At 70.8% G+C, this 23247-nt stretch carries 24 protein-coding genes; 18 read left to right on the top strand and 6 right to left on the bottom strand.

Translation table 11 applies throughout. The features are described from left to right. Positions 1-12: 12 nt before the first annotated feature. From AC5WRL_RS10485 to AC5WRL_RS10470, 4 genes are all read left to right on the top strand, one after another. Entirely contained in the window at positions 13-1497 is a 1485-nt protein-coding gene (locus tag AC5WRL_RS10485) for an MFS transporter (RefSeq protein ID WP_496088126.1), read from the top strand. Positions 1498-1633: 136 nt separating this feature from the next. Continuing rightward, positions 1634-3454, top strand: a complete 1821-nt coding sequence (locus tag AC5WRL_RS10480; protein ID WP_496088125.1) for a DEAD/DEAH box helicase — start codon at positions 1634-1636, stop codon at positions 3452-3454. Between the two features lie 187 nt (positions 3455-3641). After that, positions 3642-4301 (top strand): IclR family transcriptional regulator, encoded by a 660-nt coding sequence (locus tag AC5WRL_RS10475; protein WP_496088124.1) that lies wholly within the window; start codon positions 3642-3644, stop codon positions 4299-4301. 10 nt (positions 4302-4311) lie between these two features. Beyond that, complete coding sequence (locus AC5WRL_RS10470) at positions 4312-5118, top strand: S16 family serine protease (protein ID WP_496088123.1); 807 nt, start codon at positions 4312-4314, stop codon at positions 5116-5118. Positions 5119-5182: 64 nt separating this feature from the next. Here the strand turns inward: AC5WRL_RS10470 and hppD are convergent, their stop codons facing one another. After that, the gene (hppD, locus tag AC5WRL_RS10465; protein WP_496088122.1) at positions 5183-6313 is read right to left on the bottom strand and encodes a 4-hydroxyphenylpyruvate dioxygenase; all 1131 of its coding nucleotides are present in this window, start codon (positions 6311-6313) and stop codon (positions 5183-5185) included. Positions 6314-6447: 134 nt separating this feature from the next. Between hppD and AC5WRL_RS10460 the strand changes: the two genes are divergently transcribed. Beyond that, on the top strand, positions 6448-6981 hold the full coding sequence (locus AC5WRL_RS10460) for an Lrp/AsnC family transcriptional regulator (protein WP_496088121.1): 534 nt from the start codon (positions 6448-6450) through the stop codon (positions 6979-6981). Here AC5WRL_RS10460 and AC5WRL_RS10455 read toward each other — a convergent pair. After that, on the bottom strand, positions 6906-7406 hold the full coding sequence (locus AC5WRL_RS10455) for an SsgA family sporulation/cell division regulator (RefSeq protein ID WP_496088120.1): 501 nt from the start codon (positions 7404-7406) through the stop codon (positions 6906-6908). The two genes, AC5WRL_RS10460 and AC5WRL_RS10455, sit on opposite strands and share 76 nt — an antisense overlap. 270 nt (positions 7407-7676) lie before the next feature. Here AC5WRL_RS10455 and AC5WRL_RS10450 point away from each other — a divergent pair, with 270 nt between their 5' ends. Beyond that, positions 7677-9005, top strand: a complete 1329-nt coding sequence (locus AC5WRL_RS10450; RefSeq protein ID WP_496088119.1) for an RDD family protein — start codon at positions 7677-7679, stop codon at positions 9003-9005. 126 nt (positions 9006-9131) lie between these two features. Further along, positions 9132-9782 carry an RDD family protein gene (locus AC5WRL_RS10445; RefSeq protein ID WP_496088118.1) on the top strand — a complete coding sequence of 217 codons (651 nt, stop codon included), beginning with the start codon at positions 9132-9134 and terminating at the stop codon, positions 9780-9782. 24 nt (positions 9783-9806) lie between these two features. Here the strand turns inward: AC5WRL_RS10445 and AC5WRL_RS10440 are convergent, their stop codons facing one another. Next, positions 9807-10154: a hypothetical protein gene (locus AC5WRL_RS10440; RefSeq protein WP_496088117.1), complete on the bottom strand. Its 348-nt coding sequence runs from the start codon at positions 10152-10154 to the stop codon at positions 9807-9809. Positions 10155-10355: 201 nt separating this feature from the next. Between AC5WRL_RS10440 and AC5WRL_RS10435 the strand changes: the two genes are divergently transcribed. Further along, positions 10356-12737 (top strand): immune inhibitor A domain-containing protein, encoded by a 2382-nt coding sequence (locus AC5WRL_RS10435; RefSeq protein WP_496088116.1) that lies wholly within the window; start codon positions 10356-10358, stop codon positions 12735-12737. A gap of 134 nt (positions 12738-12871) precedes the next feature. Beyond that, complete coding sequence (locus AC5WRL_RS10430; protein WP_496088115.1) at positions 12872-13213, top strand: hypothetical protein; 342 nt, start codon at positions 12872-12874, stop codon at positions 13211-13213. Positions 13214-13256: 43 nt separating this feature from the next. Here AC5WRL_RS10430 and AC5WRL_RS10425 read toward each other — a convergent pair whose 3' ends face one another. Then, positions 13257-13847: an isochorismatase family protein gene (locus AC5WRL_RS10425; RefSeq protein ID WP_496088114.1), complete on the bottom strand. Its 591-nt coding sequence runs from the start codon at positions 13845-13847 to the stop codon at positions 13257-13259. A gap of 141 nt (positions 13848-13988) precedes the next feature. Further along, complete coding sequence (locus AC5WRL_RS10420; protein ID WP_496088113.1) at positions 13989-15317, bottom strand: nicotinate phosphoribosyltransferase; 1329 nt, start codon at positions 15315-15317, stop codon at positions 13989-13991. Positions 15318-15372: 55 nt separating this feature from the next. Here AC5WRL_RS10420 and clpS point away from each other — a divergent pair, with 55 nt between their 5' ends. From clpS to rodA, 7 genes are all read left to right on the top strand, one after another. Beyond that, positions 15373-15684, top strand: coding sequence for an ATP-dependent Clp protease adapter ClpS (clpS, locus tag AC5WRL_RS10415; RefSeq protein ID WP_496088112.1), 312 nt, complete (start codon positions 15373-15375; stop codon positions 15682-15684). Further along, positions 15684-16298: a DUF2017 domain-containing protein gene (locus tag AC5WRL_RS10410; protein ID WP_496088111.1), complete on the top strand. Its 615-nt coding sequence runs from the start codon at positions 15684-15686 to the stop codon at positions 16296-16298. The genes clpS and AC5WRL_RS10410 overlap by 1 nt, the downstream gene beginning before the upstream one ends. Before the next feature lie 170 nt (positions 16299-16468). Beyond that, positions 16469-18025: an alanine/glycine:cation symporter family protein gene (locus tag AC5WRL_RS10405; RefSeq protein ID WP_496088110.1), complete on the top strand. Its 1557-nt coding sequence runs from the start codon at positions 16469-16471 to the stop codon at positions 18023-18025. Between the two features lie 86 nt (positions 18026-18111). Then, entirely contained in the window at positions 18112-18543 is a 432-nt protein-coding gene (locus AC5WRL_RS10400; RefSeq protein WP_496088109.1) for a M67 family metallopeptidase, read from the top strand. A 101-nt stretch (positions 18544-18644) separates the two neighbouring features. Further along, positions 18645-18926 (top strand): MoaD/ThiS family protein, encoded by a 282-nt coding sequence (locus AC5WRL_RS10395; protein ID WP_496088108.1) that lies wholly within the window; start codon positions 18645-18647, stop codon positions 18924-18926. After that, positions 18926-19876, top strand: a complete 951-nt coding sequence (locus AC5WRL_RS10390; protein ID WP_496088107.1) for a PLP-dependent cysteine synthase family protein — start codon at positions 18926-18928, stop codon at positions 19874-19876. The genes AC5WRL_RS10395 and AC5WRL_RS10390 overlap by 1 nt, the downstream gene beginning before the upstream one ends. 113 nt (positions 19877-19989) lie before the next feature. Beyond that, a complete protein-coding gene (gene rodA, locus AC5WRL_RS10385) occupies positions 19990-21141 on the top strand; it encodes a rod shape-determining protein RodA (protein ID WP_496088447.1) in 1152 nt (383 codons plus the stop codon). Positions 21142-21158: 17 nt separating this feature from the next. Here the strand turns inward: rodA and AC5WRL_RS10380 are convergent, their stop codons facing one another. Next, entirely contained in the window at positions 21159-21326 is a 168-nt protein-coding gene (locus tag AC5WRL_RS10380; protein WP_496088106.1) for a hypothetical protein, read from the bottom strand. A gap of 115 nt (positions 21327-21441) precedes the next feature. Between AC5WRL_RS10380 and AC5WRL_RS10375 the strand changes: the two genes are divergently transcribed. Both AC5WRL_RS10375 and rph read left to right on the top strand, forming a co-directional pair. After that, positions 21442-22197: an MBL fold metallo-hydrolase gene (locus tag AC5WRL_RS10375; protein ID WP_496088105.1), complete on the top strand. Its 756-nt coding sequence runs from the start codon at positions 21442-21444 to the stop codon at positions 22195-22197. 191 nt (positions 22198-22388) lie between these two features. Then, positions 22389-23132 carry a ribonuclease PH gene (rph, locus tag AC5WRL_RS10370; protein WP_496088104.1) on the top strand — a complete coding sequence of 248 codons (744 nt, stop codon included), beginning with the start codon at positions 22389-22391 and terminating at the stop codon, positions 23130-23132. The last annotated feature ends 115 nt before the right edge of the window (positions 23133-23247 follow it).

Here is a 23247-nt window from a genome sequence, read left to right as displayed (position 1 = left end):
ACCGTGTGACGTATGACCGAGCCCGCAACCCCGACACCGTCGTCGGCCCACACCGTTCCAACGGCCCCCCGCGAATCGTCCGCCGCCCCTGCCGCACCGCCCGGGGGCGGCGTGCTCAGCCGGCCGTACCGGGCGCTCACCCTCGGGTGCGTCAGCACCATCCTCCTCATAGCCTTCGAGGCCATGGCCATCGGCACCGCCATGCCCGCCGCCGCCGAAGCCCTCGACGGGGTGACGCTGTACGCGTTCGCCTTCTCCGCGTACTTCACCACCTCCCTCCTCGGCATGGTGCTCGCCGGGCAGTGGAGCGACCGCAACGGTCCGGTCGGGCCCGTCGTCGGCGGGATCGCCGTCTTCTCCGCCGGGCTGCTGCTCTCCGGCGTCGCCCAGAACATGCTGACCTTCGTCGCGGGCCGCGCCGCGCAGGGCACCGGCGGCGGGCTGGTGATCGTCGCGCTGTACGTCACGGTCCGGCGCGTCTACCCCGAGCATCTGCGGCCGGCCGCCCTCGCCGCCTTCTCCGCCGCCTGGGTGGTGCCCTCCCTCCTCGGCCCGGTCATCTCCGGCATGGTCACCGAGCACTTCGGCTGGCGCTGGGTGTTCCTGGGCATCACCGCGCTGGTGGTTCTGCCCCTCCTCGTCATGCTGCCGCCGCTGCGCCGCGAGGCGTCCGGGCCGCCGGAGAGCGGGGCCAAGGCGTTCGATGTCCGCCGGCTGCGACTGGCGCTCGCGGTGGCCTTCGGTGCCGGGCTGCTTCAGCTGGGCGGGCAGGAGTTGCGCTGGATCTCGGTCATTCCGGTACTGGCCGGGTTCGCGCTGCTCGCGCCGTCCGCCGTCCGGCTGCTGCCGCCGGGCACGCTGCGGGCCGCGCACGGGCTGCCGTCCGTGATTCTGCTGCGGGCGCTGATCTCCGGCGCGTTCATGGCCACCCAGACCTTCCTGCCGCTCATGCTGGTGACCCAGCGCGGGCTGTCCGTCACGCAGGCCGGGCTCGCGCTGACGGTGTCCGGCGCGATCTGGGCGCTCGGCTCGTACGCCCAGTCGCGGCCCGCCCTGGAGCCGCACCGGTACGCGATGGTGCGGGTCGGCACGGTGCTGATCCTGTTCGCGGTGCTGACCACCCCGCTGGTCCTGATCGAGGCGGTGCCGGTGTGGCTGCCCGCCGTGACGCTGTCCATCGGCTGTTTCGGCATGGGCAATGTGGTCTCCACGATCGGCGTGCTCGTGCTGCGGCTGTCCCGCCCCGAGGAGGCGGGCGGAAACGTGGCCTCGCTCCAGGTGTGTGACGCGCTGTCGAATGTGGTGATGCTCACTGCGGTGGGCAGCGCCTTCGCCGCGCTCGGCGGCACCACCGGCCCCGTCGAGGACGCCGCCGCCACGGCCACCGCCGTGGGCCCGGGCGCCTTTGTGGTGGTGTACGCGGCGGCCGCCGCCGTCGCCGTACTGGCTGTCATCACCGGGGGACGGGTCAGGGCAAAGGGGGACACGGCGAACTGAATCCCGGGCGCCGGGGCCGGGTTGCCGGGACGCCGGCCGCCGCGTCCGTCCGGGTACGCTGGCGCGGTTCCTGTCCGTCCCACCGGCCCCGCCCGCCGTCCAGCTCGCCCGCCACCCCGCCCCCGCCCCGGAGACCGTGACTACCACCGCCGCTTCCGCCACCACGGCCGCCACCGCCGCGTCCTCCCACCTCTCCCCGGCCTTCCCAGGCCGCGCCCCCTGGGGCACCGCGAGCAAGCTGCGCGCCTGGCAGCAGGGCGCCATGGACGCCTATGTGCAGGCCCAGCCCCAGGACTTCCTCGCCGTCGCCACCCCCGGAGCCGGCAAGACCACCTTCGCGCTGACCCTCGCCTCCTGGCTGCTGCACCACCACATCGTGCAGCAGGTGACCGTGGTGGCCCCCACCGAGCATCTGAAGAAGCAGTGGGCCGAGGCCGCCGCCCGGATAGGCATCAAGCTCGACCCCGAGTACAGCTCCGGGCGGCTGGGCGCCGAGTACCACGGCGTGGCCGTCACGTACGCGGGCGTCGGCGTCAAGCCCATGCTGCACCGCAACCGCTGCGAGCAGCGCAAGACCCTCGTCATCCTGGACGAGATCCACCACGCCGGCGACTCCCGCTCGTGGGGCGAGGCGTGCCTGGAGGCGTTCGAGCCCGCCACCCGCCGCCTGTGCCTCACCGGTACGCCGTTCCGCTCCGACACCAACCCCATCCCGTTCGTCGCCTACGGTGACAACGGGGACGGCATCCGCCGCTCCGTCGCCGACTACACCTACGGCTACGGCAGCGCGCTCGCCGACGGCGTGGTGCGGCCCGTCATCTTCCTCTCCTACAGCGGCAGCATGCGCTGGCGCACCAAGGCCGGGGACGAACTCGCCGCCAAGCTCGGCGAGCCGATGACCAAGGACGCCACCTCCCAGGCATGGCGCACCGCGCTCGACCCCAAGGGCGCCTGGATGCCCGCCGTGCTCAGCGCCGCCGACCGCCGGCTCACCGAGGTGCGGCGCGCCATCCCGGACGCGGGCGGCCTGGTCATCGCCACCGACCAGGAGTCGGCGCGCGCCTACGCCAAGCTGCTCCGCGAGATCACCGGGGAGGGCGCCACCCTCGTCCTGTCCGACGACGCGGGCGCCTCGGAGCGCATCGACGACTTCCGGCAGTCCTCCCACGCCCGCTGGCTGGTGGCGGTGCGGATGGTCTCCGAGGGCGTGGACGTGCCGCGGCTGGCGGTCGGGGTGTACGCCACGACCATCTCCACGCCGATGTTCTTCGCGCAGGCGATCGGCCGCTTCGTACGGTCGCGGCGGCGCGGCGAGACGGCGTCGGTCTTCCTGCCCACCATCCCCTCCCTGCTCGGCTTCGCGCACGAGATGGAGGTGGAGCGCGACCACATCCTCGACAAGCCCAAGAAGGGCGGCGAGGACGAGGATCCGTACGCCGAGGAGGCCGATCTCCTCAAGGAGGCGGAGCGCGAGCAGAACGAGGCGGACGGTACGGATGACCAGTTGCCGTTCGAGGCGCTGGAGTCGGAGGCCGTCTTCGACCGGGTGATGTACGACGGCGCCGAGTTCGGCATGCAGGCGCATCCGGGGAGCGAGGAGGAGCAGGACTACCTGGGCATCCCGGGGCTGCTGGAGCCGGACCAGGTGCAGATGCTGCTCCAGAAGCGGCAGGCGCGGCAGATCGCGCACAGCAGGAAGCGCCCCGACGAGGAGGCCGATCTGCTGGAGGTGCCGGCCGAGCGGCGTCCGGTGGTCACCCACAAGGAGATGATGGAGCTGCGGCGCGAGCTGAACGCGCTGGTGGGCGCGTACGTGCACCAGTCGGGCAAGCCGCACGGGGTGATCCACACCGAGTTGCGCCGGGTGTGCGGCGGGCCGCCGACGGCGGAGGCGACGGCGGGGCAGTTGCGGCAGCGGATGGCCAAGGTGAAGGAGTGGGCCACCCGGATGCGGTGAGCGGGTGACGGCGTCCGCCGCCGTCCGCCGCCGTCCGCCGGGTTCGACGGATTCGACGACGCGGAATCGCCAAAAAGGCGGTCGAAAAGAGACGCACCAGTGCTCGAATAGTGGACAGCCTCTTCCGCTGAGCGGTGACGCTGGATAAGTTCCCGGTCACGCGTTGGCAGCCGAGACGGGGGCGTCGATGACCGCGGAGACCTCTCAGACGCTCGACCGGGGACTGCGCGTCCTCAAACTGCTCGCCGAGACCGACCACGGGCTGACCGTGACCGAACTGTCCAAGCAGCTCGGCGTCAACCGCACCGTCGTCTACCGGCTGCTGGCCACCCTCGAACAGCACGCCCTGGTCCGCCGCGACGCCGGCGGCCGGGCCCGGGTCGGTGTCGGTGTGCTGGGGCTCACCCGGCAGGTGCACCCCCTCGTACGGGAAGCCGCGCTGCCGGCGCTGCGGGCGCTCGCCGAGGACGTCGGCGCCACCGCCCACCTGACCGTGGTCGACGGCAGCGACGCGCTCGCGGTGGCCGTCGTCGAACCGAGCTGGACCGACTACCACGTCGCCTACCGGGCCGGCTTCCGCCACCCCCTGGACCGCGGCGCCGCCGGCCGGGCCATCCTCACCGGGCGCTGCAAGGACATCCAGAACGACGAGGGGTTCGTGCTCACCCACGGCGAACTGGAGGCCGGCGCGAGCGGCGCCGCCGCCCCACTGCCCCGCGACTGCGGCATCGAGGGCAGCGTGGGCGTGGTGATGCTCAACGAGACCGTCCCCCCGGACATCGGCCCCCGTGTCGTCCGCGCCGCCCTGGAGATAGCCGCCGTTCTGGGCAGCCGCCCGGTGGGTTAGATTCGGCGGCATGTCCGCCCTCAGCAAGCAGTTGACCGGCCGGCGCCGTACCGGGGTGCTCATCGGGTGCGGCGCGGTGTTCGCCGCGCTGCTCGGGGTGGCCGCCCTCGCCCCGCTGCCGTTCGCCGTCGCGCACCCGGGGCTCACCGCCAACGTGCTCGGCGACCTCGACGGCAAACCCGTCATCACCATCACCGGCGCCCCGGTGCGCGAACCCGAGGGCGAGCTGCGGATGACCACCATCACCGCCACCGCCCCGGACGCCACCGTACGGCTCACCGATGTCGTCGGCGGCTACTTCGCCACCGACCGGGCCGTGCTGCCCACCGAAGCGGTCTACCCGGTGGGCGATTCGGTCAAGGAGATCCAGGAACACAACCAGGCACAGATGACCGAGTCCCAGCACGCGGCCGTCACCGCCGCGCTCGGTCAGCTCGGCCGCACCGGGGAGGGCATCGACATCACCCTCAGCCTGGACTCGGTCGGCGGCCCCAGCGCCGGGCTGCTGTTCTCCCTCGGCATCGTCGACCTGCTGGACGGCGACGGCCACGGCGGGGACCTCACCGGCGGCGCCGTCATCGCCGGCACCGGCACCATCGACGCGGACGGCACGGTCGGCCCGGTCGGCGGCGTACCGTTGAAGACGCAGGCCGCCCGGCGGGACGGCGCCACCGTCTTCCTCGTGCCGCGCGACGAGTGCGACGCCGCCTCCGCCAACCTCCCCGACGGGCTCCGGCTCATCCCGGTGACCACCCTGTCCGGCGCCGTCGACGATCTGCGGGCGCTCGCCGCCGGGGAGCCCGTACCCAGTTGTTGAGCGGGACGCGGAAAACCGCCCCCGCGAGTGCAGGTCGCGGGGGCGGTTGTGGGGGGTGGTGTTCTTACAGATTCCCCCGCCGCGCCTGTTCACGCTCGATTGCCTCGAAGAGAGCTTTGAAGTTCCCTTTGCCAAATCCCAGCGATCCGTGCCGCTCGATCATCTCGAAGAAGACCGTTGGGCGATCCTGTACGGGCTTGGTGAAGATCTGCAAGAGATAGCCGTCCTCGTCGCGGTCCGCGAGGATTTTCAGCTCCCGCAGGGTGTCCAGCGGCACCCGGGTCTCGCCGACCCATTCACCCAGCGTGTCGTAGTACGAATCCGGCACGTCGAGGAACTCCACGCCCGCCGCCCGCATGGTGCGCACGGTGTGGATGATGTCCCCGGTGTTCAGGGCGATGTGCTGGACCCCGGGGCCGCCGTAGAACTCCAGATACTCATCGATCTGTGACTTCTTCTTGGCCACCGCCGGCTCGTTGATGGGGAACTTCACCTTCCGGGTGCCGTCCGCCACCACCTTCGACATCAGCGCCGAATACTCGGTCGCGATGTCGTCGCCCACGAACTCCTTCATATTCGTGAAGCCCATGACCTTGTTGTAGAAGTCGACCCACTCATTCATCCGGCCGAGTTCCACATTTCCCACACAGTGGTCGATCGCCTGGAACACCCGGCGCCGCCCCCCGGCGGCCGGTTCGACGATCGGCCGCGCCGGCGTGAACCCCGGCAGATACACGCCCTTGTAGCCGGAACGCTCCACCAGCGTGTGCCGGGTGTCGCCATAGGTGGCCACCGTCGCCAGCACCACCGTCCCGTCGTCGTCCGACAGCTCGTACGGCTCCACCAGCCCGCGCGCCCCCCGCGCCACCGCGTGCGCGTACGCCGCCCGGGCGTCGGGCACCTCGATCGCCAGATCGATCACCCCGTCCCCGTGCTCGGCGACATGCCGGGCCAGCTCCTTCGCGCGTTCACCCGTCGGAGTGATGACCGACGTAAGGACAAAACGCGCGCCGCCGGATTCCAGCACGTACGAAGCGGTCTCCCGGCTGCCGTTCTCCGGGCCCTGATAGGCGACGAGGGTCATCCCGAACGCCGTCGAGTAGTAGTGCGCCGCCTGCTTGGCGTTGCCCACCGCGAAGACGACCGCATCCATCCCCTGTACCGGGAACGGATCGGCCGGAGTGTGCTCAGTCATAAGCGCAGGGTGCGCCCCCTCGGCAAGGTGCGCAATAGTTGGCACGAGTGGTGGACACCCAGTACAGCTACACGCGCGTAGCCCCGTACGGTGTGTACAGGTTGCCCAGTGGATCCAGTGGAGGAGAGGCCCGCATGGCGATCGACGAACTCGACGGCCGGCTGCTGGAACTCCTCGCGCGCGAGCCGCGTATCGGCGTACTGGAGGCATCCAGAAGGCTGGGGGTCGCACGCGGCACCGCCCAGGCGCGGCTGGACAAGCTGCGCGCCTCCGGCGTGATCCGGGGCTTCGGCCCCGAGGTGGACCCGGCCGCCATCGGCTTCCCGGTGACCGCCTTCGCCACCCTGGAGATCAAGCAGGGGCGCGGCACCGAGGTGCGCGCCCATCTCGCCTCCGTCCCCGAGGTGCTGGAACTGCACACCATCACCGGCCAGGGCGACATGCTGTGCCGCCTCGTCGCCCGCTCCAACGCCGATCTCCAGCGCGTCATCGACCGGGTCGTCGGCTTCGACGGCATCGTGCGCGCCGCCACCGCCATCGTCATGGAGAACCCGGTGCCGTACCGCACCACCCCGCTGGTCCGGCACGCCGCTCACCTGTCGCCGTCGGACGGCCAGGGCCCGAGCCCCGGCCCGTCCAGCGGACCGGCCCATCCCTCGTACGGGTAGCAGTCCTCGCCCGGCGCGGGCGTCAACAGTGCGAAGAGCTCCTTTTCCAGGTCGGTGTTCTCCGACTCCGCGCCCGGCGGTACGACGCGCAGCGTGCGCTCCAGCCACGCCGAGACCGCGACCGCGGGCGCCTGGATGAGCGCGTCACCGTCCGGCGAACTCAGCGCCACACAGATGACGCCGCGCGCGTCGGCCTTCGTCGGCCACACCCGGACATCCCCGTGCCCGGACGGCCGGAAGACCCCTTCCACCAGCAACTCCCGGGAGAAGGTCCAGTGCACGGGCAGGTCGGAGCCGAAGTGGAAGGTGATGTGGACGGCGTACGGGTCATCGGACCGGTACACGAAGCGGGCCGGTACCGGGATGCTGCGCTCCGGCGAGAGCACCAGCTGGAGTTCGATGTCCCGTTCGACGGTGGTGTTCATGCGCTGCGTCGCCCCTTCACATGCGTTCCTGTCTGGTCAGGCACAAGGAGAGAGGGCGCGGGTCGCGGATCATTACGCGGCTTTGGAGATTTTTCTGCGAAGGCCGCGTGTCGGCCGGCCACCGGGCCGCCGGCTGCGGGACATCGGGGACACTGTCGGCGACCCTGGCTGTATCTGCCGCCTCGCCCGGGGACGTACCATGCATACCCGGCGACGGGCCGCAGACAGCCCAGTAGGAACCCCGTAGGACGAGGAGATTCAGGACCGCTCATGAGCTCCCCACCCGCAGGAGGCACCGGCGGCAGCCCGGGGCCCAACTGGTATCCGGACCCGTCGATCCCCGGCTACATCCGGTACTGGAACGGTGCCGCCTGGATGCCCGGCACCAGTCGTCCGGAGCCCAGGGGCGGGGAGCCGATGCCCGCGCCGCCGGTGGGGGCGCCGGCGCCGGGGCTTCCCGAGCCGCAGCCGCAGCAGGAGGTGGCGCGGCCCGAGTTGGAGCCGGGCCGCTGGTCCGGCGACGAGGATGTCTCCACCTCGCCGGCCGCAGCCGCTGCCGCCGCCCCCGCCGTGCAGAAGCCCGATCCCCGGATCGATCCGCGCGGGCAGTTCCGCCGCGCCGAGCCGGGACCGGCAGCGGCAGCGGTACCGGCATCGGAGCCGGCACCGGCACCGGCGGCGGAGCCGGAGCAGCCGAAGCCGGCCGCCGCGCTGCCCGCTGTGCCCGAGCAGCAGCAGGCGCTGCCGGCCACGCCGGTGCAGGCCGCGCGCCCGGCGCTGCCCGCCCAGGCGAGGTCCGTACCGCCCGAGGCGCCGCACGAGCAGACGGCTCAGCTGCGGCTGCCGAAGGGGGAGTCCTGGCAGCACCAGGTACGGGAGCTCGCCCAGCAGGCCCCGCAGGCCCCGCAGCCGCTGCCGGTCCAGGCGCCGCCGCCCGGGCTGCCGCCGCTTCCGGTGCCGCAGCAGCCGCAGCACCAGCCGGTGGCCCCGCAGCAGCAGCCGCAGCCTCAGCAACTTCAGCCGCAGGCGGCGCAGTCGCCGTTCCTGCGCTCGCACCAGGCGGACCCGCTCACCCCGCCGCCGTTCCGCAAGGACGAACTGTTCGGCGCGGGCGAGCAGCTCTACCCGGCCGGTCTGGGCCGCCGGCTGCTGGCCCGGCTGATCGATTCGCTGCTGCCGCTGGGCGCCGCCGCCGCGATGGCGGCGATGGTGATCGGGGATGCCAGGGACCACATCCAGCAGCAGGTCGACGCGGCCAACGCGGCCGGGGTCACCCAGGAGATCTGGCTGATCGACGGGACCACCGGCGGCCATCTCGCCATGGTGCTCGGCGTCTTCCTGGTGGCCGGTTTCCTCTTCGAGGCGCTGCCGACCGCGCTGTGGGGCCGCTCTCCGGGCAAGGCCCTGTGCAAGCTGCGGGTGTTCGATCTCCAGAGCCAGCTCAAGCCGGCCTTCGGGGCGGCGGTGCTGCGCTGGCTGGTCCACAGCCTGCTGGCGATCCTGTTGATCGGGATCGTCAATGTGCTGTGGGGGCTGCGCGACCGGCCCTGGCACCAGTGCTGGCACGACAAGGCGGCCGGCACCTTCGTCACCGGCTGACGGGCTGACCGGCCGGCCGGCTGACGGCCCGGCCGTCGGCCGCCTCCGTACCCCCTCGGCGCAATGGTGTAGCCCGAACGCCGCACGCCGGGTGCGTGAGCCCGGTGCCCGGGGTCGACTCGGGCCATGAGTACTGATCAGCCGCAGCCACCGCCCGGCGATGAGGGACCCCACGGGGGTGACGACGCCCAGGGCCCGCCGTCCGGTGGTCCGGATTCGGGTCCCGGCGCCGGCGCCGGCGCCGACTATCCCAGCGCGCCGCCGCCCTCGGGCGAGGGGCCGGGAGCCGGGGCCGGGGCCGGGGCCGGGCCGTACGGGGAGGCCGATCCGCTGGCCGGCATGCCGCCGCTGCCCTCGCGCGGCCGGCGGCTGGTGGCGCGCATCATCGACGCGCTGATCATCGGCATCCCGATGTCCCTGCTGCTGTGGTGGGTCACCGGCGACCGGCACTACGACACCGCGTCGAGCAGCAACTATCTCCAGGAAGCCGCCATCATCATCGTCTACTTCGTGTACGAGGGGGCGATGCTCACCGCCCGGGGGCAGACGCTGGGCAAGATGGCCATGAAGATCCGGGTGGCGATGCTGGAGAACGGGGCGGTGCCGCGCGGCTCGGCGGGCTGGTTCCGGGCCGCCGTCTACTCGCTGGTCCAGCTGGTGCCGTGCTTCGGCTTCGTCTTCTGGCTGGTCAATGTCCTCAACTGCACCTGGGACAAGCCCTACCGGCAGTGTCTGCACGACAAGGCGGCCAGGACCGTTGTGGTCTCGACCGCCTGATCACGCGGGTGCGGTGGTGGTGTCTCAGACCCGGGCGTGGGGCCGTTCCGTCCGCTGTGCGGGGGCGGTCGCCGTGGCCGTGGCCGTGGCCGGTTCGGGCAGTGCGCGGTCCGATACGGGCGCGGGCCCGGCGGCCTTGGCCCGTACCGCCATCGTCACGGTGACGCCGAGCAGCAGCGCCAGCGCGGCGATCGCGGTGAGCGCCGGCGTCGTGTCGGCGCCGGTGACCAGGAGCAGTAAGACGGTGGTGATCAGGACCGTGCCCGAACCGTAGGCGATCTGCGAGGGGGTCGGATGCGGAGGCGTCATGACGGAGTCCGTCCTGATGAGGGTGGGGTGCTGATGTTCGGTCGGGGTGCTACGGGCGTGCATGCCCGCACGGTACGAGTCTGATGCCTCGGGCAGGTGCCGGCTGACCGGAGCACAGGGGGCGCACGGAGTCATATATCAACAGATCGTGAAATGAACATGAGATTCCGTGATCGTTTTAAGCAGGATCTGTCTTTTCGCCTTCGCTTCGTGTCCAATGCCTGTGATCACCAACCATGTTCGCGACAAAGGACAGACATCAGAGTGAACATTCGAGGCAGATCCCCACGGTCTACCGCCCTCGCAGCGGCTACCGCCGTCGCCGCCCTGACCGCCGCCGTCCTGGTGCCCGCCGGCACCGCCCAGGCAGCCACCGGCAGCCCCGCCGACGACGCCGCCGGCATCCCGGCCGACCAGCAGCTGTACGCGGCCGAGCCGCACCTGGAGAACCCGCTCGGCGAGAAGCGCGAAGCGCTCAAGCAGGAGGCCCACCAGCAGCTGATCACCGGCCAGGCCAGCCCGCGCACCCGGAACGGCTCCGAGGTCGTCGAGCTCGGCGAGGGCGAGTTCGTCGAGGTGGCCACCACCGGCACCGACAAGATCTTCACCATCCTGGTGGAGTTCGGCGACGAGATCCACCCCGAGTTCGGCGGCACCCCCGGCCCGCTGGCCAACGAGATCGCCGAGCCGGACCGCTCGGTGGACAACAGCACCATCTGGCAGAAGGACTTCAGCCGGGAGCACTTCGAGGAGCTGTACTACGGCACGGACCCGTCCGTCCCGTCCGTCAAGCAGTACTTCGAGAGCCAGTCCTCCGGCCGCTACTCCATCGACGGCCTGGTCACCGACTGGGTCAAGGTCGACTACAACGAGGCCCGGTACGGCAACTCCGCCTGCGGCTCCAACGTCTGCCGCTCGGTGTGGGAGGTCGTCGCCGACGGGGTCAACGCCTGGTACGAGGACCAGATCGCGCGCGGTCTCACCCCCGACGAGATCCGCGAGATCCTCTCCGAGTACGACCAGCAGGACCGCTACGACCACAACAACAACGGCAACTTCAACGAGCCCGACGGCTACATCGACCACTTCCAGATCGTGCACGCCGGTGAGGACGCCTCGGCCGGCGGCGGCGCGCAGGGCGACGACGCCATCTGGGCACACCGCTGGTACGCCTTCGCCGACCAGGTCGGCCTGACCGGTCCGCCCGGCAACAAGGCCGGTGGCGTGGAGATCGGCGACACCGGCATCTGGGTCGGCGACTACACCATCCAGCCCGAGAACGGCGGCGTCGGCGTCTTCGCCCACGAGTACGCCCACGACCTGGGCCTGCCCGACCTGTACGACACCTCGGGCGGCGAGAACGGCACCGGCTTCTGGTCGGCGATGTCCTCCGGCTCCTGGCTGAGCGACCGGGGCGACGGCGCGATCGGCACCCTGCCCAATGACATGGGCCCCTGGGAGAAGCTGCAACTGGGCTGGCTGGACTACGACGTGGCCCGTGCCGCGTCCCGCTCCACCCACCTGCTGGGCGCCTCCGCCGGCCAGTTCCCCGAGGGCAACCGCCGCCCCGACGCCCAGGCGCTGGTCGTCGAACTGCCCGCCAAGACCGTCACCACCGATCTGGTGGCCCCCGCCCAGGGCGATACCCAGTGGTGGAGCGGCAGCGGCGACAACCTCTCCAACACCCTCACCCGCACCGTCGATCTGACCGGCGTCTCCACCGCCTCCCTCGACCTCACCGGCTGGTGGAGCATCGAGGAGGACTACGACTTCCTCTACGTCGAGGCGTCCACCGACGGCGGCGCGAGCTACACCCCGCTGACCGGTACGGGCGATGGCGCGCCGCTGCCCACCGACAGCGCCGGACGCACCGCGCTGCACGGCGAGTCGGACGGCTACGTCGCGCTGTCCTACCCGCTGGACGCGTACGCCGGGCAGTCCATCGAGCTGCGCTTCCGCTACCTCACCGATGGCGCGGTCGCCGAACTCGGCTTCACCGCGGACGAGATCACCATCACCGCCGACGGCGCCACCGTCTTCTCCGACGACGCCGAGAACGGCGAGGGCGACTGGCAGGTGAACGGCTTCTCGCTGGTGGGGTCCTCGATCACCGATGACTACGCGCAGTTCTACATCGCGGAGAACCGCCAGTACACCGGCTTCGACCGCACCCTGAAGTACGGCCCGTACAACTTCGGTTTCCTGGACACCAAGGGCGACTGGGTCGAGCACTACGCCTACCAGCCCGGCCTGCTGGTGTGGCTGTGGGACACCTCGCAGTCCAACAACAACACCCGTCAGCACCCGGGCGCGGGCCTGATCCTGCCGGTGGACGCCTCGCCGGCGGCCGAGAAGTGGTCGGACGGCACGCTGCTGCGCAACCGCATCCAGTCCCGGGACGCCACCTTCAGCCTGTACGCCACGCCAAAGCTGACGCTGCACAAGGACAGTGTGGCCACCACGCTGGCCGGGCACCGCGCGGTGCCGGTCTTCGACGACCGCAAGGGCGACTACTGGGACCCGGCCAACCCGTGGAACAGCGTGATCGTGCCGGACACCAACACCAAGATCACCATCCTGGCGCAGTCGCCGACCGGCAACGGGAAGGCACCGATGGTCCTCCAGGTGGCGCCCAGCACCCGCTGATCCGCCGATGACGACAGGTAGTCGCATCATCACCTGATGTATTCCGGCCGTCGCCTCTTGCTGGGCGGCGGCCGGTCGGGTGAGTATGGCGGGGTCCCCCCCACACATCCGGGACCTCGACGAAAAGGTGTCTCATGGCCGACGGAGGCTTTGTCCGGCTGCCCGATGGCAGCGTCGTGGTGGCGCTGCTGCTGCCCCGCCCGGCCACCCACGGCCGGATCAGGGTGCTGGTGCGCGCCGCGAACCGGGCCCGCGCGCTGACCAGGCTGCGGAACCTGGGCCTGCGCGCCGTCTACCTGCGCGGCAACGCCGCCCCGCCGACCCCGGACGAGGTCACCGCCGTGCTGCACCACCCCGACGGCGCCCTGTGGCGCTCCAGCCCGCACCACGAGACGGAGCGCTGGCGGCCGATGGCGGCCCTGTGGGGCTCCACCCGGGCCCGTACCGCACAGGAGGCGCACATCTGGGCGGCGTGAGCCCCCTGCGCCCCGGGCGCCCCCCGGTACGCCCCGCGCGCCCTCAGTCCGCGACGAGCGCCTTGCCGGACAGCTCCACCCCGGCGTTCTCCAGCTCCCGCAGCGCCGCCTCCACGGTCTCCTGGCTGACCCCGGCGGTCAGATCCAGCAGCACCTGGGTACGGAACCCGGCCCGTACGGCGTCCAGCGCGGTGGCCTTCACACAGTGGTCGGTGGCGATCCCCACCACATCGACCTCGGTCACCTGGTGGGCGCGCAGCCAGTCGGCGAGCGTGGCGCCGTCGGCGTCGGCGCCCTCGAAACCGCTGTACGCGGCCTCGTAGGCGCCCTTGTCGAAGCAGGCGTCGATGGCGCCGGAAGCGACCGCCGGGGCGAAGTTCGGATGGAAGCCGATGCCCTCCGTACCGGCCACACAGTGCCGTGGCCAGGAGTTCTTGAAGTCCGGGGTGTCGGAGAAGTGATCACCGGGGTCGATGTGGTGATCACGGGTGGCCACCACATGGCGGTAGCCGGGGGAGGACTCCCCGATCAGATCGGTGATGGCCGCCGCCACGTCGGCGCCCCCGGCGACCGGCACGGCACCCCCTTCGCAGAAGTCGTTCTGTACATCGACGACGATGAGTGCGCGGTGCATGACGAACACCCTTTCGGCTGGTTCCGGTCTCGAACGGTATCGGGTGCAAGGCCGACCACTTCCGAGGCTACGGCCACCCGCGTGGCGCGGGCGAGGGCTCATAACGGGGGCACGGTCACAGCCTGCCGACAGGTCATGGCCTCAGATGTACTCCGTGCGCAGGACGGGCTCCCCCTGGGACAGCTGGGTGGCCGACAAGGGCAGCAGGTCGCGGGCCGCCCGGTGCCGGTCGCGGGCCGCGTCCAGCCGCTCGCGCGCCACCGCGCGCCCGTCCCGCATCAGTTCCACGCCCATCAGATGCCCGGCGAGCGCGTCCGGCACCGGGCCGGTGCCGATGACCTCCGCGTCGGCCACCCCGTCGGAGCCCGGGCGGCGCGCCGCCCACTTCACCCCGCCGATGGACAGCTTCCCGCCGGTGGACTTCTTGGCCACCGGCTCCAGCGGCGCGTCCGGCCCCTCCCCCGATGCGCGGGCGACCATCTTGTAGACCATGGAGCAGGTCGGATGCCCGCTGCCGGTCACCAGCCGGGTGCCCACCCCGTACGCGTCCACCGGCGCGGCGGCCAGCGAGGCGATCGCGTACTCGTCGAGATCGCTGGTGACCACGATCCGCGTGTCGTGCGCCCCCAGCTCGTCCAGCTGGCGGCGCACCCGGTGGGCGACCAGCAGCAGATCACCGGAGTCGATGCGGACCGCGCCCAGCTTCGGCCCGGCCACCTGCACGGCGGTACGCACCGCCGCGGCCACGTCGTAGGTGTCCACCAGCAGGGTGGTGCCGGTGCCCAGCGCGTCGATCTGGGCGGTGAAGGCGTCCCGCTCGCTGTCGTGCAGCAGGGTGAAGGCGTGCGCGCTGGTGCCCACGGTGGGGATGCCGTAGCGGAAGCCGGCCGCCAGGTCGGAGGTGGAGGAGAACCCGCCGACGTACGCGGCGCGGGAGGCGGCGACGGCGGCCAGCTCGTGGGTGCGCCGGGCGCCCATCTCGATCAGCGGCCGTCCGGCGGCGGCCACCGCCATCCGGGAGGCGGCGGCGGCGATCGCCGAGTCGTGGTTGAGGATGGACAGGATCACCGTCTCCAGCAGGACGCACTCGGCGAAGGTGCCGGCCACCTGGAGGATGGGGGAGCCGGGGAAGTAGACCTCGCCCTCGGGGTAGCCGCGCACCGTGCCGGTGAAGCGGTAGTCGGCCAGCCAGCGCAGGGTGGGCTCGTCGACGACGCGCGCCTCGCGCAGATAGTCCAGCAGCGGCGGGTCGAAGCGGAAGTTCTCCACCGCGTCCAGCAGCCGCCCGGTGCCGGCCACCACGCCGTAGCGGCGGCCCGCCGGGAGGCGGCGGGTGAAGACCTCGAAGACGGTACGGCGGTGCGCGGTGCCGGCGCGGAGCGCGGCTTGCAGCATGGTCAGCTCGTACTGGTCGGTGAAGAGCGCGGTCGAGGGCACCGCCACCGGCAGTCCCAGCTCCAAGTCATCCATGGGATCAGCGTACCTCCCATCTCGTCAGAGTGACGATATTAGGGGGTGTGGCAGCATGGGACCTGTGAGTGCCATCCCCATGGAGGTCGAGCAAACCCGGTCCGAGGAAGCTCCGGTGCAGGTGCCCGAGCCTGACGTGCCGTGGGTGACGATCGTGCACAACGACCCCGTAAATCTCATGAGTTATGTGACATACGTCTTTCAGGCGTACTTCGGCTATTCGAAGGACAAGGCCAAGAAGCTCATGCTCGACGTACACCACAAGGGCAAGGCCGTGGTCTCCCAGGGCAGCCGCGAGGAAATGGAGCGGGATGTGCAGGCCATGCACGGCTATGGCCTGTGGGCGACGCTCTCCCAGGACCGGTGATGGCGGGTTATTTCGAGCCCACGGGCGGCGCGGGCGACGGCGACGGCGGCGCGGCGGTCGCGCTGGACGAGATCGAGATTTCCATTCTGCGCAGCCTCGCCGTGCAGCTGCTCGAACTGATCGGGCCGGGGGAACGGGCGGAGAGCGTCGGCGACGAACTCGCCGCGCTGTTCACCGAGGGGCCTAGTGAGCCGCCCACCGATCCGGCGCTGGCCCGGCTTTTCCCGGACGCCTATCACGGCCCGCGGGACGGCGCGCAGGACGAGCGCTCCCGGCAGTACTCGGAGGAGTTCCGGCGCTTCACCGAAGGGGAACTGCGGGCCGGCAAGCGGGAGAATCTGCTGACGGTGATTCGGGCACTGGACGGGCTTTCCGGGCAGGAAAACGGGCCGGGTCCCGCGGTGCTCACCCTCAAGCCGGAGGAATCCCGGGCCTGGCTCGGCACGCTGAACGATCTGCGGCTGGCGATCGGGACGCGGCTGGACATCAGCGAGGACGACGACACGGACCGGCTGTTCGGGCTGCCCGACGAGGACCCGGACAAGCCGCTGGTGATGGCCTATCTGTGGCTGGGGGGCCTTCAGGAATCGCTCATCGCCACCCTGTTGCCGTAATTCGCCCCGATTTCGAGTGCGGGTAATGTGACCGTTACTTCAAACGTGACCCGCGTCACATGATGTGCAGAGTGTTGCGTGGTAGGAACACCCCGTCTGAATAATGCTCACACCCGCCGCGTCCGGCAGGTGTTTCCTTCCCCCACCACCAGCCAGAGGAATCCCCCGCAATGTCCTGGACCGATGACGTCGACAAGGCGATCAGCGACTTCTTCGACCCGATCAGCAGCTTTCTGTCGGACATCGTCTTCTTCAATGTTCCCGTCTTCGGGGCCGATTTCCCGGTGATCGTGGCCTGGCTGGCGGTGGCCGGTGTGGTCTTCACCGCCTACTTCGGCTTCGCCCAGGTGCGGTACTTCAAACTCGCCCTCAAGTTCGTCAGCGGCAAGTACGAGCAGAAGGACGCCCCGGGCGAGATCAGTCATTTCCAGGCGCTCACCTCGGCGGTCTCGGGCACCGTGGGCCTGGGGAACATCGCCGGTGTGGCGGTCGCCGTCTCCCTGGGTGGCCCCGGTGCCACCTTCTGGATGATTCTGTGCGGCTTCCTCGGCATGGCGACCAAATTCGTCGAATGCACCCTCGGAGTGAAGTACCGGGAGATCGACGACCAGGGCCGGGTCACCGGCGGCCCCATGCTGTATCTGCGCAAGGGCCTCGCCGAGCGCGGCCTGCCCCAGCTCGGCCGGATCATAGCGGCCCCGGCCGCCCTGATGGTGCTGCTGTTCGCCCTCTTCGGCGGCAACGTCCTCCAGGTCAACCAGTCCCTTGAGCAGGTCGTCTCCGTCACCGAGGGCTCCACCGACTTCTTCGCCGGCTCGGCCGGCGGGCTGCTCTTCGGCCTGCTGCTGGCGGTGCTGGTCGCCCTGGTGCTGATCGGCGGCATCAAGTCCATCGGCGCCGTCACCTCCAAGCTGGTGCCCGGCATGGCGATCCTGTACGTCACCGCCTGTCTGATCGTCATCCTGTTCAATGTGAACCAGGTGCCCGATGCCATCAGCTCCATCGTCACCGGCGCCTTCAGCCCCGAGGGCGTGACCGGCGGTCTGGTCGGTGCGCTGATCGCCGGCTTCCGCCGCGCCGCGTTCTCCAACGAGGCCGGCCTGGGCTCCGCCCCCATCGCCCACTCGGCGGTCAAGACCAAGCGCCCCGCCACCGAGGGCCTGGTCGCGATGATCGAGCCGTTCGTCGACACGGTCATCATCTGCACCATGACCGCGCTGACCATCATCATCGCCAACGGCCCGGCCTACGAGGCGGCCCGGGAGAGCGACTCCCCGGCCGGCATCTCCGTCACCTCCGACGCCTTCGCCACGGCGCTGCCCTGGTTCCCGAACATTCTCACCGTCGCGGTGCTGCTGTTCGCCTTCTCCACCCTGATCACCTGGTCGTACTACGGACAGAAGTCCTGGCACTACCTCTTCGGCGCCTCCAAGGTCAGCGACACCGCCTACAAGCTGGTCTTCTGCTTCTTCGTCGTCATCGGCGCCATGATGTCGCTGGGCACTTTGGTGGACCTCGCCGACTGCGCCCTCTTCCTGGCCGCCGTCTTCAACATCATCGGGCTCTACCTGCTGGCCCCGATCGTGAAGAAGGAACTCCAGAAGGTCCTCACCTACGTCCGGCGCCGCGACGCCGGCGACACCGAGGAGGAGATCGAGGCCGACGAGCGCGCCGCCGAAGCCGCCGAAGCCGCCGCCCGCACCACCCCCTCGCTGGTCAAGGACTGACCCCGGCCCCGTACCGGCGTACCACCGCCGGCACCCGCCCCCGGCCCGCGCCAGCGGCCGGGGGCGGGTCTCGTATCGTGTGCCGCATGCTGACCATCACCCAGGAGCTGCACGACGCGATCCTCGCCCACGCCCGCAAGGACCACCCGGACGAGGCATGCGGCGTCATCGCCGGACCGGCCGGCAGCGACCGCCCCGAGCGCTTCATCCCGATGCTCAACGCCGCCCGCTCACCCACCTTCTACGAGTTCGACTCCGGTGATCTGCTGCGCCTCTACCGCGAACTGGACGACCGCGACGAGGAGCCGGTGGTGATCTACCACTCGCACACCGCCACCGAGGCGTACCCCTCCCGTACCGACATCTCCTACGCCGGCGAGCCCGGCGCCCACTACGTGCTGGTCTCCACCGCCGAGTGCGGCAACGACGAAGGCCCCTTCTCCTTCCGCTCCTTCCGCATCATCGACGGCGAGGTCACCGAGGAAGAGATCCGGATCGTGGGTGCCTACGGCGCCTGACCGGGAATCGATACGATGACCGCATGGTTTTCCCTGGCGTGCGCGGGCCCGCAGCCGGCGCGCACACCGCCCACCGCCGTACCGTCTGATCTGGAGCTTTCATGGCCATCGAGGTCCGCATCCCGACCATCCTGCGCACCTACACCGACGGCGAGAAGGCCGTGAACGGGGCCGGCGCGACCCTGGCCGAGCTGATCACGGACCTGGACGCCCGGCACCCCGGTATCCGCGGCCGGCTGGTGGAGGACAGCGGCGAGCTGCGCCGCTTCGTCAACGTCTACCTCAACGACGAGGACGTCCGCTTCCTGGCCGGCATCACCACCGAGCTGACCGACGGCGACCAGGTCACCATCCTGCCCGCCGTCGCCGGGGGCGCGCGCTGATGCGCTTCGACTCCCCGCTGGCCTCGGTCGGCAACACCCCGCTGGTGCTGCTGCCGAGGCTGTCCCCCTCCGAGACGGTCCGGATCTGGGCCAAGCTGGAGGACCGCAACCCCACCGGCTCCGTCAAGGACCGGCCCGCCCTGCACATGATCGAGCAGGCCGAGAAGGCCGGCCGGCTCACCCCCGGCTGCACCATCCTGGAGCCCACCTCCGGCAACACCGGGATCTCGCTCGCCATGGCCGCCAAGCTCAAGGGCTACACGATGGTGTGCGTCATGCCGGAGAACACCTCCGCAGAACGCCGCCAGCTGCTCGCCATGTGGGGCGCCGAGATCATCTCCTCGCCGGCGGCCGGCGGCTCCAACACGGCCGTGCGGGTCGCCAAGGAGCTGGCCGCCGAGCACCCCGAGTGGGTGATGCTCTACCAGTACGGCAACCCCGACAACGCCGGCGCCCACTACGCCACCACCGGCCCGGAGATCCTCACCGACCTGCCCTCCATCACCCACTTCGTGGCCGGTCTGGGCACCACCGGCACCCTGATGGGCGTCGGCCGCTATCTGCGCGAGCAGCGCCCCGGCGTCCGGATCGTGGCCGCCGAGCCGCGCTACGACGACCTGGTGTACGGGCTGCGCAACCTGGACGAGGGCTTCATCCCCGAGCTGTACGACGCGTCCGTGCTCACCACCCGCTTCTCGGTGGGATCCGAGGACGCGGTGCGCCGTACCCGGGAGCTGCTGGAGCAGGAGGGCATCTTCGCGGGGGTCTCCACCGGTGCGGTGCTGCACGCCGCGCTGGGCACCGCCCGCAAGGCGGTACGAGCGGGGGAGGACGCCGACATCGTCTTCGTGGTCGCGGACGGCGGCTGGAAGTATCTGTCCACCGGCATCTACACGGCGGCCACCACGGAGGAGGCGGTGGAACGGCTGCACGGCCAGCTGTGGGCGTGAGCGCCACCGCGCAGAGACGCATCGCATCACGCTGAGTGTCAGTGTGCTCACGTACAGTCCAAGGCGTGAGTGTGCACAGCTATACCAGCCGGCGTCCCGAGGTCCAGAAGACCATGTGGCGCTGGCTCACGGACCGGGACTCGATCGCGCGGCGGCTCGACTGGCCGCTGCTGGGTGCCGCGCTGGCCCTGTCGCTGCTCGGCGCCACCCTCGTCTACTCGGCCACCCGGGGCCGCACCGATCTCACCGGCGACGATCCGTACTTCTTCCTGATGCGGCACCTGCTGAACATCGGCATCGGCTGCGGCCTGGCCGCCGTGGTGGTGTGGCTGGGGCACAGCAGACTGCGCGACCTGGTGCCCGTGCTGTACGTGGGCACCCTGGTGCTGTGCCTGGTGGTGCTCAGTCCGCTGGGCACCAATGTCAACGGCTCGCAGAGCTGGATCCAGCTGGGCGGCGGCTTCGCCTTCCAGCCCTCGGAGCTGGTGAAGGTCTCCGTCATCCTGGCGATGGCCACGCTGCTGGCCGCCGGGGTGGAGGGCGACAACAACTCGGTCCCTGACACCCCCGCGGTGCTGCGGGCGCTCGGTCTGGTGGCGATCCCGGCGGTGCTCATCCTGGCCACCCCGGATGTGGGCACCACGCTGGTGCTGGCGGCGATCGCGCTGGGGGTGCTGATGACCTCGGGTGCCGCGCGGCGCTGGATCATCGGGCTGGTGACGGCCGGGGTGCTGCTGGCGGTCGCGGTGTGGCTCCTGGGCGTACTGGACGACTATCAGATCAACCGGTTCGCGGCGTTCGCCAACCCCGCGCTGGACCCGGCCGGGGTCGGCTACAACACCAACCAGGCGCGGATCGCCATCGGTTCGGGCGGGCTCTTCGGGCAGGGCCTGTTCCACGGCAGCCAGACCCTGGGCCAGTTCGTGCCGGAACAGCACACCGACTTCATCTTCACCGTGGTGGGGGAGGAGCTCGGCTTCGTGGGCGGGGCCGCGGTGATCGGCCTGTTCGGCGTCATCATGTGGCGCGGCTGTGTGATCGCCATGAAGTCCCCCGATGTGTACGGCACCATCGTGGCCGGCGGCATCGTCACCTGGATCGCCTTCCAGTCCTTCGAGAACATGGGTATGGCTCTGGGCATCATGCCGGTCACCGGAGTGCCGCTGCCGTTCCTTTCCTACGGGGGCTCCTCCACCTTCGCGATCTGGATCGCCGTCGGGCTGCTGCTGGCCATCCAGGTGCGCCGCAAGACGAAACGCAACTGACCGGCGCGCGGCGCGGCTCAGCCCTGGTCATCGCCGTCGTCCCGGCGTCTGCGGCGGGTGAACGGCCGCCGCCGGCGGTCCCGGCCGGCGCCGTGCGTGCCCAGCCGGGCCGTGCCGTCGACCAGTGCCGCGACCAGCGCCACACCGGCGATCACCAACAGGACAATCCACCACAAGACGTCCATGTTCCGACGGTACCCCGCGACGGTGATTCCGCCCACACCGCGGTCCGGCCGGGGAGCGGGGGGCCGCCGTGCGACTTACAGTCATTCGAACCCCACCACGGAGGTTCCCCCGTCCATGAAGCTCACCGTCGTCGGCTGCTCGGGGTCGTTCCCGTCCGCGGACTCGGCCTGTTCCAGCTACCTCATCGAGGCCGAGGGCTACCGGCTGCTCCTTGATCTGGGCAATGGCGCCCTCGGCGAGCTCCAGAAATACACCGGCCTGTACGACATCGACGCGATCGCGATCAGTCATCTGCATCCCGACCACTGCATCGACATGTGCGCCTACTTCGTCGCCCGCTACTACCGGTACGAGGGCGGCCGTTGCGAGCCGATCCCGGTCTACGGGCCGGAGCACACCGAGCGCCGGCTGACCACCGCGTACGACGACACGCCGTCGGAGAAGTCGATGAGCGAGGTCTTCGACTTCCGCCGGCTCACCGCGGGCGGCGTCTTCCGGCTCGGGCCGCTCACCGTGCGCACCGACCGGGTGACCCACCCCGTGGAGACGTACGGCTTCCGCATCGAACACCGCGGCCGGGCGTTGTGCTATTCGGGTGACACCGGGGAGTGCGGCAACCTCACCGAGCTGGCCCGGGACAGCGATCTCTTTCTGTGCGAGGCGTCCTTCACCCACGGCAAGGAGGACATCGGCGAGCTGCATCTCAACGGCCGGCAGGCCGGTGAGTGCGCGCGGGCGGCCGGGGCCCAGCGGCTGGTGCTCACCCACATCCCGCCGTGGACCGACCCGCTGACCAACCTGCGCGACGCCCGCGACGTCTTCGATGGACCGGTGGAGCTGGCCAGGCCAGGGGCCGTCTACCAGATCTGAGACCACCCGCGCCCGGCCCGCGCCTGGCCCGGGCACCCCCGCCCCGCCCCGCCCCGCGCGGCCGTCCACCGCACCGGCGGATCGCCCGAGTACCCCCGCACGCGAGCGCGCCGCCGCCCCGCCGGCCGACCGCACCCGACGACGCGGCCCACCGGGCAAGGGCGCCGGGGCGGGGCACTAAGCTGCCCCGCATGTCTCGTTTCGACGGCCGCCAGGCCGACCAGCTCCGACCCGTGTCCATCGAGCGCGGCTGGAGCAAGCACGCCGAGGGCTCTGTGCTGGTGTCCTTCGGGGACACCAAGGTGCTGTGCACCGCCAGCTTCACCGAGGGCGTGCCGCGCTGGCGACGCGGCAGCGGCGAGGGCTGGGTCACCGGCGAGTACGCGATGCTGCCCCGGGCCACCAACACCCGGGGCGACCGGGAGTCTGTGCGCGGCAAGATCGGCGGCCGTACCCATGAGATCTCCCGGCTGATCGGCCGCTCGCTGCGCGCGGTCGTCGACTTCAAGGCGCTGGGCGAGAACACCATCGTGCTGGACTGCGATGTGCTCCAGGCGGACGGCGGCACCCGTACCGCCGCCATCACCGGCGCCTATGTGGCGCTGGCGGACGCGATCGCCTGGGGGCGGACCCGCAAACTCGTCAAGGGCAAGGGGCAGCCGCTCACCGGCACCGTGTCGGCGGTCAGCGTCGGCATCATCGGCGGGGTGCCGATGCTCGACCTGGCGTACGAGGAGGATGTCCGGGCCGGCACCGACATGAATGTGGTGTGCACCGGGGACGGCCGCTTCATCGAGGTGCAGGGCACCGCCGAGGGGGTGCCGTTCGCCCGGCACGAGCTGGACGCCCTGCTGGACCTGGCGGTGGCGGGGTGCGCCGAACTGGACGCCGCGCAGCGCGCGGCGCTGGCGACGGCGCCCGTGGCCACGGACTGAGCGAAGCGCGGAGGGGCGGCTACCCGGAGTGATGTCCGGGCGGTCGCCCCTTTGCGTTGTCCGGTATTCCGAACGAATTTCAGGATGCCGAACAAAATTCGGTCGAAAGCCTTGA

This window comes from Streptomyces sp. NTD107 (genome assembly GCF_059510435.1).
The sequence above is the reverse complement of the archived record's forward strand: the minus strand, read 5'-3'. Positions and strand labels throughout refer to the sequence as shown.